This is a genomic window from Rhizobium sullae (assembly GCF_025200715.1).
GTDB lineage: Bacteria > Pseudomonadota > Alphaproteobacteria > Rhizobiales > Rhizobiaceae > Rhizobium > Rhizobium sullae.
This window is the reverse complement of record NZ_CP104143.1, coordinates 792,728-810,227: the sequence shown is the minus strand read 5'-3', so window position 1 is coordinate 810,227 and position 17,500 is coordinate 792,728. Positions and strand designations below refer to the sequence as shown.

Genomic DNA, 17,500 nt, shown 5'->3' with positions numbered 1-17,500 from the left:
ACGACCTTGGGCTTGTCCGAGGGGATTTTCAAGATCATGACGGCTGACATCATGCACGGCAAAGCTGCGGTGGGCGAACCGCGGATCGAAATCCTGCTCGTCGGCATGAATGGCGATTTGCGCGGTAAGCAGATGCCACTGGACGCTCAGAAGAAGATCCGGGAAGGCGAGGTGCGGCTCCCCTCCTCGACGCAGTCGCTCGACATCTGGGGCGACGATAATGACGACATCACCGGCCTGTCGCTAACGATCGGCGATCCGGACGGCAATTGCATAGCTGACGAGCGCAGCCTTGCGCCGATGCCCTGGGCGCCGGAAGGCTCCATGCAGGTGCTGGCGACGATGCACGAATTCGACGGCAGCCCGAGCTTCATGGATCCGCGGGCGATCCTGGCAGCGGTGCTGAAGCGCTACGACGAACGCGGCCTCACACCGGTCGTCGCGACGGAACTCGAGTTCTACGTGATGGAACAGGACTGGCGGGATACCGGCCGTCCTTCACCGCCGAAAAGCCTGACCTATCGCCGCGAGCCGAACGGATTCCAGCTCTACGACATGAGCGCCGTCGATGCGCTCGACGATTACCTGCAGACGGTGCGCGCCTATGCCAAGGCGCAGAACCTGCCTGCGGAGGCGACAACGGCCGAGTTCGGTCCCGGACAGTTCGAGATCAACCTGTTGCACCGGCCCGATGCACTGGCGGCGGCCGACGACTGCATTTACCTGAAGCGCATCGCCGAACAGGCGGCTCGCAAGCATGGCCTCAAATCGACCTGCATGGCCAAGCCCTATTCCGAACACGCCGGTTCCGGCCTGCATGTGCATGCCAGTGTCATCGACAGAGAAGGCCGCAACATCCTCGACGCCAGGGGCGGAGAGCCGACGAAGCTGAAATCCGCCTGCGCTGGGATGCTGAAGACGATGTGCGAAGCGCAGCTGATCTTCGCGCCTTTCGCCAACTCCTACCGCCGCTTCCAGCCAGGCTCCTTTGCGCCTATCGATCTCACCTGGGGCAACGGCCATCGCGGCACGGCTATCCGCATCCCGGACATGAACGGACCGGCAGCGCGGATCGAGCACCGCGTCGCCGGCGCGGACGCCAATCCCTACCTGCTGCTGGCCGCCATCCTCAGCGGCATGCTGCTCGGCCTCGATAACGAGCTCGACCCCGGCGAAGAGACGACGCCGTCGCATGTGCCGGCAAACGCGACGCGGCTGACGCATGACTTCCTGACGGCGGTGGAAGCCTTTCGCGCATCACCCTTCATCGCCGACATCTTCGGCGAGCGCTACCGGAAGCTCTACGGCGACACCAAGCACAAGGAAGCAGTCACCTATCTGCGCACAGTCTCGGACTTCGACTATCGGACTTATCTGCCGAGGGTTTAAAGCTTGCTGAGATACGCGTTAAAGCGAGAACTCTCCCTCTGTTGATGTTACGCGCCGCAGCGCGGCAAACACCTGCCTCATAACCATCTCAAAGGTGGACCGGGCTGTGTACAAGTCGTAGAATAAATTTCCTGAGGCGGAGGCTTCCGAAAGGAGCGCGGCAAATGGCTATCTTCATGGACCGGCATGAACTGACGGGAACCACAGCCGCCGACGTTGCCGAGGCACATCGAAAGGATCTCGAGATTCAGGACCGGTATGGGGTCAAGTTCCTCACCTACTGGTTCGACCAGCGGCGTGGAACCGCATTTTGTCTCATGGACGCGCCCGACGCGGAAACCGCTCAATGCGTGCACCGCGAAGCGCATGGCTTCGTCGCCGGTGAGGTTGTCGAAGTCGCTCTGTCGGCGGTTGAGGCGTTTCTCGGCCGCATTCATGACCCTGAGCCGGCGCCTGGGCAAGTCTCAAGCGAAGTGGATTCAGGCCACCGGGCAATCCTGTTCACCGATATCGTCGGCTCGACCGCGATGACAACGCGCCTCGGCGACCGAATGGCGACCGAATTGGTCAGGGCGCATGACTCGGTTGTGCGCAGATGCCTCGACCACTGGTCAGGCCGCGAGGTGAAGCACACCGGCGACGGCATCATGGCGACGTTCGCCTCGATAGCTGCGGCCGTCGATTGCGCAAGAAACATCCAGCAGGAATTCAAACGTTACAACCGCGGAAATCCTGAGCCGATTCATGTTCGCATCGGATTGGATTGCGGCGAACCCGTCGAGGATAGCAACGATCTGTTCGGCTCCACGGTGCAACTTGCAGCACGATTGTGCGCAGCCGCCGCAAGCGACCATATCCTGGTGTCGGAGAACATTTTTCGGGAGTACAGCACCACCGATATCTTCACGCACGCGATGCGCCGGCGGTTGAAGGGATTTTCGAAGCCCGTGCTCGCCTTCCAATGCGACTGGGCCGATGGTGGCGTGAAGAGGGAAACTAAGCCGCAGGCTCCCGCCGCTCGGCCTCATTGACCTGCGCGGCAAGACCCTGCTTGACCAGCACCTTAAGCTCTTCGGGATGCAGCTTGATGGAAATGTCGCGTGCGAGCGGCAGAAGCTCGCCGTCCATGACGCAATTGGCCTTTGCCCTCAGCTTCGGGAAATGCAGATGCACTTCGGCCGGATGCATGACCATCACGTCGGCGTTTTCGCGCACCTTGCCGCGCAACATGTCGATGGCAAGGCGGGCGACGCCGATCGGCTTCAGCGGCTTTGCCGTGTAGAAGCCGAGCTCGCCGCTGCGCAGGTTGTCGGCATACAGCAGCGCGTTCTGGCCAAAGGGGTTGTTGGACACGGAAACGGCCGATACGCGACGCGTCTCGCGCATGCCGAGCGCCTGGAATTCGACTTCGAATTCAGGCGGGTTGAGCACGACGCCGAAGGCTGCGCGGACGCTGGCGCGCATCTTGCCGAAGCGGGAGCGATAGCTGAAGGAGTTGCGGTAGCGCACCATTCGCGCATGAAGCCCCGCCGAGAACTGATGGATGAAGGGCCGGCCGTTGGCGCTAGCAATGTCGACATGATCGACCTCACCGGTCGCCAGCACATCCAGCGCCTGCCAGATATCGAGTGGCACTTTCAGCGAGCGGGCGAAGAGGTTCATGGTCCCGGCCGGTACGACACCGAGGGCGACGCCGTTCTTCCAGGCGATCGAGGCCGCCGCCGAAATCGTGCCGTCGCCGCCTCCCGCGACGATGCCGTCGATGTCGTCGCGCCGGGCAGCGCGCTCCATCGCCGGAACAATCTCCTTGCCGGAAAAGACGATAGCCTCGAAGTCATGTCCCGCTTCCCGGAAGGTCGCCTCTGCCCGCTTTTCGTAGGCCTCCATATCGGTGGTCCGGAAGGTACCACCGTCTTTGTTGAAAAAACCTACAAGCTTCATCAGGCGTGCCGTTCCTCGCGTCGTGGCGTCTCGTTCCAAGTCCCTTAAGATGGTTGGAGCCGCCTCGTTTTCAAGCGCGGCATGCCTTTAGCGGCCGTTTGTCTGCGAGACCCAAACGTAAATATTGCAATTGACATATGCACATAGCAGGACGCTGCACTGCAAAAAACGCACTCGACGCCCATGGCGCGGTCCCCCATAACATCAATGATGGAGACCCCTGTTTCCACCTCCCGCCATAGAATGGCCGACATCCGCCTCAGCGCCCGCTCTCCGGATGGGTTGCCCTGCAGACATGCCTCAGGAGCTCCCGTGAGCCAGATCGCCGTAGACGATTCCATCGATTCCAGTTTGGCTTCGGAAGCCCCCTCGCCGATGGCGGTCGCTCTGGTGCAACTGGCACTTGCCTGTGGCGGCTTCGGCATCGGCACCGGCGAATTCGCCATCATGGGCCTGCTACCGAATGTGGCGAACACATTTTCGGTCACGACACCGCAGGCAGGTTACGTCATCAGCGCCTATGCGCTTGGCGTCGTCATCGGCGCGCCAGTGATCGCCGTTCTCGCCGCCAGGATGACGCGCCGCTCGCTGCTTCTGCTGCTGATGGGCATTTTCGCGGCCGGCAATATCCTGAGCGCTCTTGCGCCGACCTTCCAGAGCTTCACCGTGATGCGCTTGATCACCGGCCTGCCGCACGGTGCCTATTTCGGCGTCGCGGCAATCGTCGCCGCCTCGATGGTGCCGGTGCACAAACGGGCGCGCGCCGTCGGCCGGGTCATGCTGGGTCTGACAATCGCAACCCTGCTCGGCACGCCGCTCGCCACCTTCTTCGGCCAGTCGTTCGACTGGCGCGTCGCCTTCACCTCTGTTGGCGTCATCGGCCTCGTGACCGTGGCACTCATCTGGTACTATGTGCCGCGCGACCAAGTCGCGGACGGCGCCAGCTTCTTGCGCGAGCTCGGCGCCTTCAAGCGGCCGCAGGTCCTCTTGACGCTCGGCATCGCTGCCGTCGGCTATGGCGGCATGTTCGCGATGTTCAGCTATATTGCCGGCACGACCACGAAGGTCGCCATGCTGCCGGAGAGCATGGTTGCCCTGATGATGGTCCTCTTCGGCGTCGGCATGAATGCCGGCAACGTCATCGGCTCCTGGCTTGCCGACAAGTCGATCATGGGGACGATCGGCGGTTCGCTGGTTTTCAACATTGCCGTGCTGACACTATTTTCGCTGACGGCATCAAGCCCTATCATGCTGGCAGTCTGCGTGTTCCTCGTCGGCTGCGGCTTTGCGGCCGGTCCTGCGCTACAGACGCGGCTGATGGATGTCGCCGCCGACGCACAAACACTTGCCGCCGCCTCCAACCACTCCGCCTTCAACATCGCCAATGCGCTCGGCGCCTGGCTCGGCGGCCTCGTGATTGCCTGGGGCTACGGCTTTGCGGCAACGGGTTATGTCGGCGCCGTCCTGTCCTTCCTCGGCCTCTTCGTCTATTTCGCGTCGCTACGCCTGGAGCGCAGCAGCCGGAGCGCATGAAGGATCGCGCAGTTCGTGGCCCTCCGGGCGGCAGAGAGCATATTCGTCGCCCCAGGCCGCCAGTGCTCGGATGACCGGCTTCAACGTTTCGCCGAGCGGCGTCAGTGCATATTCCACGCGCGGCGGCACGACCGGATAGACGGTGCGGGAGACGAGGCCGGATTCTTCCAGTTCCCGCAGCTGCTTGGTCAGCATGCGCTGCGTCACCGCAGGCAGCTTCCGGCGCAGCTCGTTGAAGCGCAATGTTCCGTCCATGAGGTGGAACAGGATCACGCCTTTCCATTTTCCATCGACATAGCTCAGCGCCGCCTCGACCGGACAGCCGGGGAAATTCTTCGTCAGCTTGGCGCGGGGCAGCGACATTTGACAGTATCCTTTTTGGTACTACGTACAGAATTTGTGCATTCTTGCGCTCTTGGAACATAAGACGCATCTAGCCTCTGTGCAACGAACACAGGAGTTTTCCATGCGCGCCGTCGCCTACAATATCCCACAGCCCATTTCCGCCGAAACCTCGCTGATCGATGTCGACCTGCCAGTGCCGGAAGCGACCGGGCATGACCTGCTCGTCGAGATCAAGGCCGTCTCCGTCAATCCGGTCGATGTGAAAGTGCGGGCGCACATGGCACCGCCTGCAGATGAATTGAAGGTTCTCGGCTGGGACGCCGCCGGCATCGTCAAGGCCGTCGGAGCGGATGTCACGCTCTTCAAGCCGGGAGACGAAGTCTACTATGCCGGTGCGATCAATCGCCCGGGTTCGAACGCGGAGTTTCATCTGGTCGACGAGCGCATCGTTGGCCGCAAGCCGAAGAGCCTCGATTTCGCGGCCGCTGCCGCACTGCCGCTGACGTCGATCACCGCTTATGAAGCCTTGTTCGATCGGTTGAAGGTTCAAGATCCCGTGCCGGGGGCCGCACGCTCGCTCCTTATCATCGGTGGCGCCGGGGGTGTCGGCTCGATCGCCATCCAGATCGCCCACGTGCTGACCGATCTGACGGTCATCGCAACTGCCTCCCGTCCCGAAACACGGGTCTGGGTGAAGGAACTTGGCGCACACCACGTCGTCGATCACTCGAAGCCGCTCGCGCCGCAGATTGGCGCCCTCAGCATCGGCGCTCCGGGCTTCGTCTTCTCGACAACCAACACCGACAGCCATATCGCCGACATCGTCGAGTCGATCGCACCGCAGGGCCGCTTCGCGCTAATCGACGATCCAAAGGTGCTCGATATCGTGCCCTTCAAGCGCAAGGCAGTTTCGGTGCATTGGGAACTGATGTTCACACGTTCGCTCTTTTCGACACCTGACATGATCGAGCAGCATAAGCTGCTCAACAGGATCTCGAAGCTTGTCGATACCGGCAAGATCCGCACCACGCTCACCGAAACCGTCGGCACGATCAATGCAGCCAATCTGAAGAAGGCGCATGCAAGGGTCGAAAGCGGCAGGATGAAGGGCAAGGCGGTACTCGCCGGTTTCTGACCAACGCCGATGTTCACGCACAATGCCGCGGAAGGTGCGGCATTGTGGCTCACCAACCGCTGCCGCTTGACTTTTCTCAATCGAAGGGGCAGGTCTTGCGGCACGCGGATGACAGCTGTTTTCCGCGAATAATCAATGGAGCCATCAACACGATGCCAAGCGACAGTAGCAGTCGATTGCCCTTGCCGTACGCGGCCGCCGTGCGCTGACCGACTCCTGTCGGGCTCGCCCGTCGGACGCTGCGGCGGATCGACGGAAAGGCGAGCCAATGAACTTCAATCGCTTCCCCTTGCGGGCAGGCCATGCCGCCCGTTTCTTCACCAACGACAGCCTCGGAGCGGTTACCACCGCAGAGCACGTCGAGCGTCTAAATACACTCGAAGCCTCGGAGGCAGCGGCGATCCTCGCCGCGCTTCAGCAGCTGAAGGCCGTCCGTATTCTCGGCAGGCCGGAGCTGCACAACGCTGCCGCAATCCTCGCCAAGATGCCGGTCGAGCATGCAGCGCGGCTCCTCAACGCCACTGCAAACGACCGCGTCGCCGATCTCTTCCTTGAACTGAACGAGGATGCGCGCGCGACCCTCTTCGCAAAGCTCGACGACCCGACTGCGCTCGCCGTCAAACATCTGATGGGCTATCCGCCGCGCACGGCCGGCGGCATCATGACGACCGAGTTCGTCAGCGTGCCGGATAGTTGGACCGTTGCCGAAACACTGGACCATGTTCGCCAGGTCGAGCGCTCGCGCGAGACGGTCTATGCGATCTACGTCCTCGATGTGGCAACGCAGGTGCTGACCAATGTCGTCACACTGCGCCGCCTCATCACCGGCGAACCGCAGGCATCGGTTCTTTCCGTTGCGCAGAAGGGCGGCCTCGTTCGCTGTCACCCGTCGATGACGCAGGAGGACGTCGCCCGGCTGATCCGCAAGCACAACCTGCTGGCGCTGCCGGTCGTCGACGATGACGGTCGCATGCTCGGCATCGTCACCGTCGACGACGTGATCGACACGATGATTGCCGATACGACCGAGGACGCCCAGAAGTTCGGCGGTATGGAAGCGCTCGGCAAGCCTTACATGAAGATCGGCTTTCCCGGCATGATCCGCAAACGGGCCGGCTGGCTTTCGGCCCTCTTCCTCGGCGAGATGCTGACGGCAAGCGCCATGCAGTATTTCGAGGGCGAGCTGGAAAAGGCGATCGTGCTGACGCTCTTCGTGCCGCTCATCATGAGCTCGGGCGGCAATTCCGGATCGCAAGCAACTTCGCTCATCATCCGCGCCCTGGCGCTCGGCGAACTCAAGCTTTCGGACTGGTGGCGCGTGCTCTTCCGCGAGTTGCCGACCGGCATCGTGCTTGGCGCCATCCTCGGGCTCGTCGGCCTTGCCCGCATCGTGCTGTGGCAGAAGATCGGGCTCTATGACTATGGCGAGCACTGGCTGCTGGTCGGCGTCACCGTGTTCGCAGCCCTGATCGGCATCGTCACCTTCGGTTCGCTCTGCGGCTCGATGCTGCCGTTCCTGCTGCAAAGGCTCCGCCTGGACCCCGCCAGCGCCTCGGCCCCCTTCGTCGCCACGCTGGTCGACGTGACCGGTCTGGTGATCTACTTCTCGGTCGCGCTGCTCATCCTCAGCGGGACGTTGCTTTAGGCAAACCGTTCCTTCGAGGCTCCGCAGCTTCGCCTTTGGGCACCTCAGAACGAGACGAGTGACGAGGGTGCAGAAGGTCTCGGCGTCTCCGCATTCTCCCTCATCTCTGTGCTTGTCACAGAGATCCAGCCGCGGCGCGTCCGCGTCGTGATTGATTCTTCAATGAGAAGGGAGACTTGCGCGCCCAGGATTTGGGCGCGCTGGATTCCTGTGACAGGCACAGGAATGAGGGAAGAACATATGACAGCGCCAGACGGCAAGCTCGTATTTGCCGCAGCTTTGCCTGGGACCGAAGCGCTTGAAATGCTCCCCTCATCAACTGACTTGATGAGGGAGGCAGGGACAAGCTGCCGGCACCATCAAAGGCCGGCTCGCATGCCTGCGTCCGCTTGGCGGCCGACGTGGCGAACGTGCAAGATCCTACCTTCCCTTCGGCAGCTTCAAAGGGCCATGGGTCTTCATGCTGCGGATGGCGAAGTTCGAGCGGATGTCGCTGACATTCGGGAGCGTCAGCAGCGTGTCGGTGAGAAGCCGCTCGTACGCCGCAAGGTCCTCGACGACGACTTCGGCCAGAAAATCCGCGCTTCCCGAGATCAAGAAGCAGGAGACGATCTCCGGGATCGCCAGGAGAGCCGCCTGCTGGGACTCCGCATTTTCGCGGCTGTGATGGATGACCTTGAATTCGACGAAGACCGTGAGCCCCAGTCCCACCTCCTTCCGGTCGATATCGGCACGGTAACCCCGGATCACACCCGCCTTTTCCAGGTTGCGGATGCGCCGCAGGCAGGGCGACGGCGAGAGGTTTACCTTTTCGGCGATTTCGACGTTGGTGGCGCGCGCATCCTGCTGCAGGCATTCAAGGATGGCCAGATCGAATTTATCAAGATTTGGCATATTCAGTAACTTCTGTTTTTATTATTGGCATATCATTGCTGATAACATGTTTTTCACGCCATAGATAGCAAGGACATGCTTCGGCCTTTCGGAATAGTCTTTTCCTCAGCCGGAACCGATCCGGACCAAGGAAGGATAAATCGATGACCAGCTTCAGCGTCACCAACGAGAAGTCCCCATCCCTCATCACCGGCTATGCGGGCGGAACCGTCACGGTGCTCATCTGGGCAACGTGGCTTCTTGCGACCCGCCACAGCGCGGCAACGCCGCTCGGCTCGATCGATATCGGGCTCATCCGCTACGGCGTCCCGGCACTTGCCCTTTCGCCCGTTTGGCTCAAGACCGGCCTGCTGCCGAAGGGCGTTCCCTTGCATCTGCTGGCATTGATGGTAGCCGGCGCCGGGGCCGTCTTCTTTCTCGTCGCCACGCTCGCCATCCACGCGACCCCGGCGGGTTCGTCGGGCATCCTGCTCGGCGGCTCCATGCCGCTTGCAACGGCGCTGATCGGCGTGTTCATCTTCGGGGAGCGGCCCGATATTACTCGCAAGCTCGGCCTCGCCGCGATCGTCGGCGGCGTGCTGATCTTGCTTGTGCAGAGCCTTGCGGATGCATCGCTGCCATGGACGAGCTTCGTGCTTTTGCCGGCGGGCGCCGTTCTCTGGGCAAGCTATACGCACGCCTTCCGCCGCAGCGGGCTCACCGCCATCCAGGCAAGCGCGCTGATCGCCATCTGGTCGTTCCTGATCATTGCCGCACTTGCCGGCGTCTTCGGCACCTCGCTGGCGCAGGCAAGTGCTGAAGATCTCGGACTGCAGGTTCTGAGCCAGGGCATCTTGTCAGGCCTTGTCGCCATGGTTGCCTATGGTACTGCCGTCAAAACGCTGGGGGGAATACAGGCGGCTGCCTTCACCGCGATCACGCCGGTGCTTGCGACGCTTGGCGGGGGAGTCCTGCTGGGGGAGGAAATCGGCCCTGCGGAGATCGCCGCCGCTGTCATCACCGGGATCGGCGTAGCATTGTCGACCGGCATCGCGGCCCGGCGGCGCTGAACAAAAAACAAGGAACCCGGCGTTTGCCGGGCTCCTTATGCTTGAAAATCAAGCCTGCTCGACCTCACATGTTCGGATAGACCGGCCCCTCGCCACCCTGCGGCGGCACCCAGTTGATGTTCTGGTTGGGATCCTTGATGTCGCAGGTCTTGCAGTGCACGCAGTTCTGGGCGTTGATGACGAAGGTGTCCTTGCCGTCCTTCTCCACCCATTCGTAAACGGCGGCCGGACAGTAGCGTGCCGACGGGCCGGCGTAGATGTCGTGTTCGGACGATTTCTGCAACGCCATGTCCTTGACCTGCAGGTGCACCGGCTGGTCTTCCTCGTGATTGGTATTCGACAGGAACACGGAGGAGAGACGATCAAAAGTCAGCACGCCGTCCGGCTTCGGATAATCGATCTTCGTGTGCCGGGCGGCCGGCTCCAGCGAGGCGGCATCGGTCTTGCCGTGTTTCAGCGTACCGAAAAAGGAGAAACCGAACAGCGTGTTCGTCCACATGTCCAGGCCGCCGAGCGCCACGCCGACAGCAGTGCCGAACTTCGACCAGAGCGGCTTGACGTTTCGGACCTTCTTGAGGTCCTTGCCGATATCGCCCTTGCGCCATTCGTTTTCGATCTCGATGACCTCGTCATTGGCGCGGCCGGCAGCGATCGCTTCGGCGATCTTCTCGGCCGCCAGCATGCCGGAAAGCACCGCGTTGTGGCTGCCCTTGATGCGCGGCACGTTGACGAAGCCGGCCGAACAGCCGATCAGCGCGCCGCCGGGGAAGGAGAGCTTCGGCACCGACTGGTACCCGCCTTCGGTGATGGCGCGGGCGCCGTAGGAGAGTCGCTTGCCACCCTCGAAGGTGCCGCGGATCGCCGGATGCGTCTTGAAGCGCTGGAACTCCTCGAAGGGATTGAGATAGGGGTTCTTGTAGTTCAAGTGGACCACGAAGCCGACGGCGACGAGGTTGTCTTCCAGATGGTAGAGGAACGAGCCGCCGCCGGTCTTGAAGCCGAGCGGCCAGCCGAAGGAGTGCTGCACGAGGCCCGGCTTGTGGTGATCCGTCTTCACCTGCCAGAGTTCCTTGAGGCCGATGCCGAATTTTTGAGGTTCTCGGTGCTTCGAAAGGTCGAACTTGGCGATCAACTGCTTGGCGAGCGAACCACGCACGCCTTCGCCGATCAGAGTGTATTTGCCGAGCAGCGCCATGCCGCGCGTATAGTTTGGGCCGGGCTCGCCGCTCTTGTCGATGCCCATGTCGCCGGTGGCAACGCCAATAACGGCGCCTTCGTCATTGTAGAGCACTTCGGTTGCCGCGAAGCCCGGATAGATCTCGACACCGAGCGCTTCGGCGTGGCCCGCCAGCCAGCGACAGACGTTGCCGAGGGAGACGATGTAGTTGCCGTGGTTGTTCATCAGCGGCGGCATCAAAAAGTTCGGCAGGCGGACGGAACCGGCCGGGCCGAGTACCAGGAAATGATCGGCGGTCACCTCCGTCTTGAAGGGATGATCGCTTTCGCTGCGCCAATCCGGCAGCAGCCGGTCGATGCCGATCGGGTCGACCACGGCGCCGGAGAGGATATGCGCACCGACTTCCGCGCCTTTTTCCAGAACGACGACCGAAAGCTCCGGGTTGACCTGCTTCAGCCGGATTGCAGCCGACAAACCGGCAGGTCCCCCGCCGACGATCACCACGTCGAATTCCATGCTCTCGCGTTCCGGCAACTCAGTCATGTCGGTCATTCATCCGTCTCCGCTCGGCCGCCGATGCGGCCATAATCCCCTCGTCGGGTCATTGTCTTGTCAAAACCGGAAAGCATTGTCGAGCCGGGAAGCGACAGCCGATCCTCCATTTCGCACAATGCTCAACTCCTCTGTCGTATATAACGCTTACGTTAACGTCAATTATTCTTCGGCCAATGCGACCAGGATGTGCCTTCCCTTTCCCGGGCGCTGCGCTTTATAGAGAAAGCCGAAGCACTTGGAGGATATCATGGATCTCGGCATCAACGGCAAACGCGCACTCGTCCTGGCCTCGTCGCGCGGGCTCGGCCACGGCATTGCGGTTGCGCTGGCGCGCGAAGGCGCGAACGTGCTTCTCTGCGGCCGCAGCGGCGAGCAGCTGGAGGCGAACTGCAAAGCGATCAACGCCAACGGCAACGGCAAGGCCGACTGGATCTGGGCCGACCTTTCCGACGAGAATTTTGTGGAGACGGTGGCTGCCGCCGTCAAGGAAAAGTTTGGTGGCTTGGATATCCTGGTGAACAACACCGGCGGCCCGACACCTGGGACCACGGAAGACATGACGCCGGAGAGGCTCGAGACCTATTTCTTTTCGATGGTGCTGCGGGTTATCTCGCTCACCAACGCCCTGCTTCCGGGCATGAAGGCGCAAGGCTGGGGCCGCATCCTCACCGTCGCATCGTCGGGCGTCATCGAGCCCATCGCCAACCTGGCGCTTTCCAACACGCTGCGCCCTGCCCTTGCCGGCTGGTCGAAGACGCTCGCCTCGGAAGTCGCAAGCCATGGCGTGACGGCCAATTTGCTCCTTCCCGGCAGCATTCTGACCGGACGCCTCGACGAGCTCGACGGTGCCGCCGCCCAGCGCACCGGCAAAAGCATGGAGGAAATCCGCAGCGACAAGGAAGCCCGCATTCCTGTCGGCCGCTACGGCAAAGTGGAGGAATTTGCCGCAACCGCCGCCTTCCTCTGCAGCCAGCCGGCGAGCTATATCACCGGCTCGCTGATCCGTTGCGACGGCGGTGCGGCGCGTTCGGTTTGATAGCGGGCGCGAAGCGCCGATCATTACAAAACTTTTAGCCGTTATAACTGCTTAGTGATCGCCTTCGGCAAATTATGTCTTTTTCACGCCGCATATTGGCGTCTCAATTGGGGCCGGAACTTAGCGCAACCCGTCAAGACCGGTCTCATCTATGAGGAAATTCTGGATCACCCTCAGCGTTATTGCTGTTGCTGCCGCCGGCATTTGGCAGTTCGGAAACAGGATTCCGTTCGTCGCCGAGCTTCCCTATGTCTCGCAATTCATCAAGGCGCCCGCGCGACAAGGCGGCGGGACGCGCCAGGCCGCGGTCGGCCAGACGCCAACGGATCAGCAAGGCGGACAGCGGAACCGGCGGGGCAACGGCGGACCTACTTTGGTGAAGACGGTGGCCGCCATGAAAACCGTGCTGCCCCGGGACGTTACGGCGTCTGGCTGGGCGGATGCCAACAACACCACGACGATCGCCGCGCAGGAACAGGGCCTCGTTACGTCGATTGTTGCGGCTGATGGCGCAACGATCAAGCGGGGTGACCTGATCGTCAAGCTCGATGACCGGACCGCACAGGCGGCAGTCGACAGGGACAACGCGACGATCATCCGCGATACCGCAACGCTTTCGGAAGCGGAGACCGCGCTGAAACGCGCCGGCGATCTGCTGGCGCAGAGGGTCGGCACGCAAGAGGCTTACGACCAGGCGAAAGCCGCCCGCGATACGGCCGCAGCCACCGTCGAGGCTGACAAGGCCACGCTCGCCGCCGATCAGGTCCTGCTCGAGCACACCGAAATCCGTGCACCGTTCGATGGCCGGCTTGGCGATATCACCGTCAGCCCTGGAGCGTTCCTCGATGCCGGATCGGCGATCGTGACGATTGCCGAGTACGATCCGATCTACGTGAAATTCCATCTGCAGGAGCGCGACCTGCACCAATTGAAGCAGTCGCTCGCCACAGGCCCCGTCGATGTCACGACTGCGCCGGATTCGGCAAACGGCAGCGTGCGCCACGGCGCGATCAGCTTCTACGACAATACGGTCGATGTTGCCTCGGGCACGATTCTCGCAAAAGCGCGCTTCGAAAACGCATCCGGCGCACTCTGGCCCGGCCAATCGGTCAATCTCGTGGTTCACTTCAACAATAAGGAGGAGCAGATCGTCGTCCCGACCGTCGCGGTCAGCCCCGGCGCGGATGGCTTCTTTTCCTATGTCGTGAAAGACGGCAAGGTGAAGATGACGCCCGTCACCGTCGCCCGCGAGAACGGCGGTTTCACCGCTGTTTCCGCCGGGATCTCGGAAGGCGATCATGTCGTCATCGAGGGACAGGCCCAGCTTGCCGACCAGCAGGCGGTCGAAGAACAGTTCGACGATAAGGCGCTGAAAGTCGCTTCCGCCATCCAGCCGGCCCATCAAACCGAAACCCTGGCGGGGGCGGAACAATGATCCCGAACTTCTGCATCCGGCGGCCAGTGGCAACGACACTTCTCGCAATCGGCGTGATCCTTGCAGGCCTCGCCGGTTACCGGCTCCTGCCCGTCGCGGCATTGCCGCAGGTCGATTTCCCGACGATCAACGTCTCGGCCGCGCTCACCGGCGCCTCGCCGCAAACCATGGCGAACTCGGTCGCCACCCCGCTGATAAAGCAGTTCGAGACCATCCCCGGCATCAGCGAAATCAGCGCAACCAACTCGCTCGGCAATACCAGCATCGTCCTGCAGTTCGACCTCAACCGCAACATCGACGCGGCTGCGGCCGACGTTCAGGCGGCGATCTCGAATGCGACACGGCAATTGCCGGACAACATGACAACGCCGCCGAGCTATCGCAAGACGAACCCGGCCGACGCGCCGGTTATGCTGCTTTCGGTGCAGAGCGATACGATGCCCCGCGCCAAACTGGACGCGATTGCCGAAAACATCATATCACCGTCGCTCTCCACCCTGCCCGGCGTGGCCGAAGTGTCCGTGTTCGGCGCGCAGACTTATGCGGTCCGCGTCGAGGTCGATCCGAACAAGCTACTTGCCCGCAACATCGGCATCGATACGGTCAACCAGGCAATCAGCGCCGCAAACAGCCAGGTGCCTGTCGGCACGCTGCAGAACAGCTCGCAGAGCATGACGATCAATGCCGACACGCAGCGCACCAACGCGAGCGAATTCCGCTCCCTTGTTATCGCAAATCCGAACGGCGCGCCGATCCATCTCGGCGACATCGCCGAAGTGAAAGACAGCGTCCAGAACCAGTACACCGGCGGCTGGTACGACGGAAACCGCGGCATCGTCCTTGCGATCCAGCGCCAGCCAGATGCGAACACGGTCGAGGTCGTGGATGCGATCAACGCCAAGCTGCCGACGCTTCATGCCGAGATCCCGGCATCGGTCACGATCAAGGTCATGAACGATTCCGCGACGCCGATCCGCGACGCGATTTCCGACGTGAAGTTCACCCTGCTGCTGACGATCGGCCTCGTCGTGCTCGTCATCTATCTCTTCACCGGCCACCTGACCGCAACGATCATTCCGGGCCTTGCCGTTCCGCTGTCGCTGATCTCGACCTTCGGTATGATGTACGTGCTCGGCTACAGTGTCGACAATATCTCACTGCTCGGATTGACGCTCGCGGTCGGCCTGGTGGTGGACGACGCGATCGTGATGCTGGAAAACATTCTTAGGCATATCGAAGAAGGAATGCCGGTCCTCGATGCAGCTATCAAAGGCGCGGGCGAGGTCAGCTACACGATCATTTCTATGTCGGTGTCGCTGATTGCGGTCTTCATCCCGATCCTACTGATGGGCGGAGTCGTCGGCCGCATCTTCAACGAGTTCGGCATGGTCGTTGCGATCGCCATCGCCGCTTCCGCCATCGTCTCGCTGACAGTGACGCCGATGCTCAGCTCACGGCTTTCCAGCGGTCACGGCGAGCCGCCGTTCTTCATCCGCTGGTTCGACGTAGGTTTTGAACGCACGCTCAGAGGCTACGACCGGGCGGTTGGCTGGTGCCTCAGCCACCGGCCTACGATCCTCGGCCTGTTCCTCGCCTCGGTCGGGTTGACGGCCTATCTGTTCGTGGCGCTGCCCACGAGCTTCTTTCCGTCTGAAGACATCGGTCGCCTGAACATCTCGACGCGCGCACGCCAGGATATCTCCTATCCGGCGATGGAAGCCTTGCAGAACCAGGCGGCGGCGATCGTGAAACAGAATGCCGCCGTCAGCCACGTCATGTCGATCGTCGGTGGCAATGCCCGCAGCCCGCTCAACAACGGCACGATGTTTGTCGAGTTGAAAGAAAAGGGGCAGCGTCCGCCGCTCGACCAGACCTTGCGCGAACTCAGGGCAAGCATCGCCAAAGTACCAGGCCTGCAGGCCTTTATTACGCCGCAGCAGAGCCTGCGTTTCGGTGGCCGCCAGACCGCGAGCCAGTATCAGCTGGTCGTTCAGGCGCTCGGCGCCGACCAGACCAATCTCTGGGCCAACAAGATCCAGCAGGCAATGCGCAGCGATCCGCGTTTCACCGACGTGACGACCGATGCGCAGAACAACGCGCTCCAGGCCAATGTCGTCGTGGATTTCGAAAAGGCAGCCGCCTTCGGTATCGACAACAACCAGTTGCGCACCACTCTGCAGGAGTCGTTCAGCGGCTATACAGCAGCGCAAATCCAATCCACCGGCGACAGCTACGACGTCATCGTCGAATACGATACCAATAGGCCCTGGGATGATCAGAAGCTCCAGGACATCCGCGTCGCCTCCACCAACGGCACGCTCGTTCCGCTGTCGAATTTCGCAACGGTCGAGCGCAACACCGGTCCGGTGACGATCAATCAGACGGGGCAGCTCGTCTCGACGACCGTCTCCTTCAACCTGCCCGCCGGCGAGGCGCTCGGCGATGCGACAGCCGCGATCGACCAGATCAAGAAGGACATCAACATGCCGTCGGACGTCTTCACGTCCTATGGCGGTACGGCACAGATCTTCGAGCAGTCGCAGGGCAATACGCCGCTTCTGATCCTCGCTGCGGTCCTGACGATCTATGTCGTGCTTGGCGTCCTCTACGAGAGCTTCATCCACCCGCTCACCATTCTGTCCGGCTTACCGGCCGCCGCTCTCGGGGCGCTGCTGGCTTTGAAGGTGATGGGCTTCGACCTCTCGATCATCGCGCTCATCGGCCTCTTGATGCTGATCGGAATTGTGAAGAAGAATGCGATCATGATGATCGACGTGGCGCTGGAGAACCTGCGCTCCACGTCGATGTCGCCCATGGAGGCCATTCACGAGGCCTGCGTACGGCGCTTCCGGCCGATCATGATGACGACCTTCTGCGCGCTGCTCGGGGCCCTTCCGATCGCGCTCGGCACCGGCGCCAGCTCGGAACTGCGCCAGCCCCTGGGCATCGCCGTCGTCGGGGGCCTCATTGTTTCCCAGGCTCTGACGCTCTTCATCACCCCCGTCATCTTCATCGAGATGGACCGGCTGAGCAGTTGGCTCCAGACCCTTGGACGGCAAAGGAAGCCGGTCCGGGAGGAAGAGAAACCGACGGCGATCGCGGCGGAGTAAGGACGAAGCAGCGGTCGGTGGTGCGTGGCCGGCCGGAATATCCGCTACGCGCGCCGGCACACGCGCAATTGCTGTCGTGGTTGGCTTATCTCCTTCCCTCGTAGAGCCAGTTGAGGGGAACATTGCGAGCGCTTCGATTCGAGGTAAGGCTACGGCAGACATGAGGTTGCCGTCTGGCGCCGCCATATATCCTTTCCTCATTTCTGTGCTCGTCACAGGAAACCAGCAGCAGCGCCAAAATCCTTGGGCGCAGGAG

Annotated in this window: 13 protein-coding genes; 9 read left to right on the top strand and 4 right to left on the bottom strand. The window is 61.9% G+C overall.

Features of this window, described 5'->3' with window-relative positions; translation table 11 throughout:
• Positions 1-36: 36 nt before the first annotated feature.
• Positions 37-1,389, top strand: a complete 1,353-nt coding sequence (locus N2599_RS03990; RefSeq protein ID WP_027507473.1) for a glutamine synthetase family protein — start codon at positions 37-39, stop codon at positions 1,387-1,389.
• A gap of 164 nt (positions 1,390-1,553) precedes the next feature.
• Positions 1,554-2,420, top strand: a complete 867-nt coding sequence (locus N2599_RS03985) for a nickel-binding protein (RefSeq protein WP_051336413.1) — start codon at positions 1,554-1,556, stop codon at positions 2,418-2,420.
• On the opposite strand, the gene N2599_RS03980 is transcribed toward N2599_RS03985, so the two are convergent.
• Positions 2,386-3,330, bottom strand: coding sequence for a diacylglycerol/lipid kinase family protein (locus N2599_RS03980; RefSeq protein WP_027507474.1), 945 nt, complete (start codon positions 3,328-3,330; stop codon positions 2,386-2,388). The genes N2599_RS03985 and N2599_RS03980 overlap by 35 nt on opposite strands.
• A gap of 312 nt (positions 3,331-3,642) precedes the next feature.
• Between N2599_RS03980 and N2599_RS03975 the strand changes: the two genes are divergently transcribed.
• Entirely contained in the window at positions 3,643-4,863 is a 1,221-nt protein-coding gene (locus N2599_RS03975) for an MFS transporter (RefSeq protein ID WP_027507475.1), read from the top strand.
• On the opposite strand, the gene N2599_RS03970 is transcribed toward N2599_RS03975, so the two are convergent.
• Complete coding sequence (locus N2599_RS03970) at positions 4,831-5,226, bottom strand: winged helix-turn-helix transcriptional regulator (RefSeq protein WP_027507476.1); 396 nt, start codon at positions 5,224-5,226, stop codon at positions 4,831-4,833. The two genes, N2599_RS03975 and N2599_RS03970, sit on opposite strands and share 33 nt — an antisense overlap.
• A 103-nt stretch (positions 5,227-5,329) precedes the next feature.
• Between N2599_RS03970 and N2599_RS03965 the strand changes: the two genes are divergently transcribed.
• Both N2599_RS03965 and mgtE read left to right on the top strand, forming a co-directional pair.
• Positions 5,330-6,343 carry a zinc-binding alcohol dehydrogenase family protein gene (locus N2599_RS03965; RefSeq protein ID WP_027507477.1) on the top strand — a complete coding sequence of 338 codons (1,014 nt, stop codon included), beginning with the start codon at positions 5,330-5,332 and terminating at the stop codon, positions 6,341-6,343.
• Positions 6,344-6,611: 268 nt separating this feature from the next.
• Positions 6,612-7,988, top strand: a complete 1,377-nt coding sequence (gene mgtE / locus N2599_RS03960; protein ID WP_027507478.1) for a magnesium transporter — start codon at positions 6,612-6,614, stop codon at positions 7,986-7,988.
• Between the two features lie 420 nt (positions 7,989-8,408).
• Here the strand turns inward: mgtE and N2599_RS03955 are convergent, their stop codons facing one another.
• A complete protein-coding gene (locus tag N2599_RS03955) occupies positions 8,409-8,882 on the bottom strand; it encodes an Lrp/AsnC family transcriptional regulator (protein ID WP_027507479.1) in 474 nt (157 codons plus the stop codon).
• A gap of 143 nt (positions 8,883-9,025) precedes the next feature.
• Here N2599_RS03955 and N2599_RS03950 point away from each other — a divergent pair, with 143 nt between their 5' ends.
• Entirely contained in the window at positions 9,026-9,931 is a 906-nt protein-coding gene (locus tag N2599_RS03950; RefSeq protein WP_027507480.1) for a DMT family transporter, read from the top strand.
• 64 nt (positions 9,932-9,995) lie between these two features.
• Here the strand turns inward: N2599_RS03950 and N2599_RS03945 are convergent, their stop codons facing one another.
• Positions 9,996-11,660: an electron transfer flavoprotein-ubiquinone oxidoreductase gene (locus N2599_RS03945; RefSeq protein ID WP_027507481.1), complete on the bottom strand. Its 1,665-nt coding sequence runs from the start codon at positions 11,658-11,660 to the stop codon at positions 9,996-9,998.
• A gap of 250 nt (positions 11,661-11,910) precedes the next feature.
• Here N2599_RS03945 and N2599_RS03940 point away from each other — a divergent pair, with 250 nt between their 5' ends.
• The 3 genes from N2599_RS03940 (at position 11,911) to N2599_RS03930 (ending at position 17,244) form a co-directional block, all read left to right on the top strand.
• Positions 11,911-12,699 carry an SDR family oxidoreductase gene (locus tag N2599_RS03940; RefSeq protein ID WP_027507482.1) on the top strand — a complete coding sequence of 263 codons (789 nt, stop codon included), beginning with the start codon at positions 11,911-11,913 and terminating at the stop codon, positions 12,697-12,699.
• 151 nt (positions 12,700-12,850) lie between these two features.
• Positions 12,851-14,134: an efflux RND transporter periplasmic adaptor subunit gene (locus N2599_RS03935; protein WP_027507483.1), complete on the top strand. Its 1,284-nt coding sequence runs from the start codon at positions 12,851-12,853 to the stop codon at positions 14,132-14,134.
• A complete protein-coding gene (locus tag N2599_RS03930) occupies positions 14,131-17,244 on the top strand; it encodes an efflux RND transporter permease subunit (protein ID WP_027507484.1) in 3,114 nt (1,037 codons plus the stop codon). Before N2599_RS03935 ends, N2599_RS03930 begins: the two co-directional genes overlap by 4 nt.
• The last annotated feature ends 256 nt before the right edge of the window (positions 17,245-17,500 follow it).

Bases quoted from the DNA above. Each gene is read 5' to 3' on its own strand.
- N2599_RS03990 (WP_027507473.1), top strand. From the start codon at position 37: ATGACGGCTGACATCATGCACGGCAAAGCTGCGGTGGGCGAACCGCGG.
- N2599_RS03985 (WP_051336413.1), top strand. From the start codon at position 1,554: ATGGCTATCTTCATGGACCGGCATGAACTGACGGGAACCACAGCCGCC.
- N2599_RS03980 (WP_027507474.1), bottom strand. From the start codon at position 3,330: ATGAAGCTTGTAGGTTTTTTCAACAAAGACGGTGGTACCTTCCGGACC.
- N2599_RS03970 (WP_027507476.1), bottom strand. From the start codon at position 5,226: ATGTCGCTGCCCCGCGCCAAGCTGACGAAGAATTTCCCCGGCTGTCCG.
- N2599_RS03965 (WP_027507477.1), top strand. From the start codon at position 5,330: ATGCGCGCCGTCGCCTACAATATCCCACAGCCCATTTCCGCCGAAACC.
- mgtE (WP_027507478.1), top strand. From the start codon at position 6,612: ATGAACTTCAATCGCTTCCCCTTGCGGGCAGGCCATGCCGCCCGTTTC.
- N2599_RS03955 (WP_027507479.1), bottom strand. From the start codon at position 8,882: ATGCCAAATCTTGATAAATTCGATCTGGCCATCCTTGAATGCCTGCAG.
- N2599_RS03950 (WP_027507480.1), top strand. From the start codon at position 9,026: ATGACCAGCTTCAGCGTCACCAACGAGAAGTCCCCATCCCTCATCACC.
- N2599_RS03945 (WP_027507481.1), bottom strand. From the start codon at position 11,660: ATGACCGACATGACTGAGTTGCCGGAACGCGAGAGCATGGAATTCGAC.
- N2599_RS03940 (WP_027507482.1), top strand. From the start codon at position 11,911: ATGGATCTCGGCATCAACGGCAAACGCGCACTCGTCCTGGCCTCGTCG.
- N2599_RS03935 (WP_027507483.1), top strand. From the start codon at position 12,851: ATGAGGAAATTCTGGATCACCCTCAGCGTTATTGCTGTTGCTGCCGCC.
- N2599_RS03930 (WP_027507484.1), top strand. From the start codon at position 14,131: ATGATCCCGAACTTCTGCATCCGGCGGCCAGTGGCAACGACACTTCTC.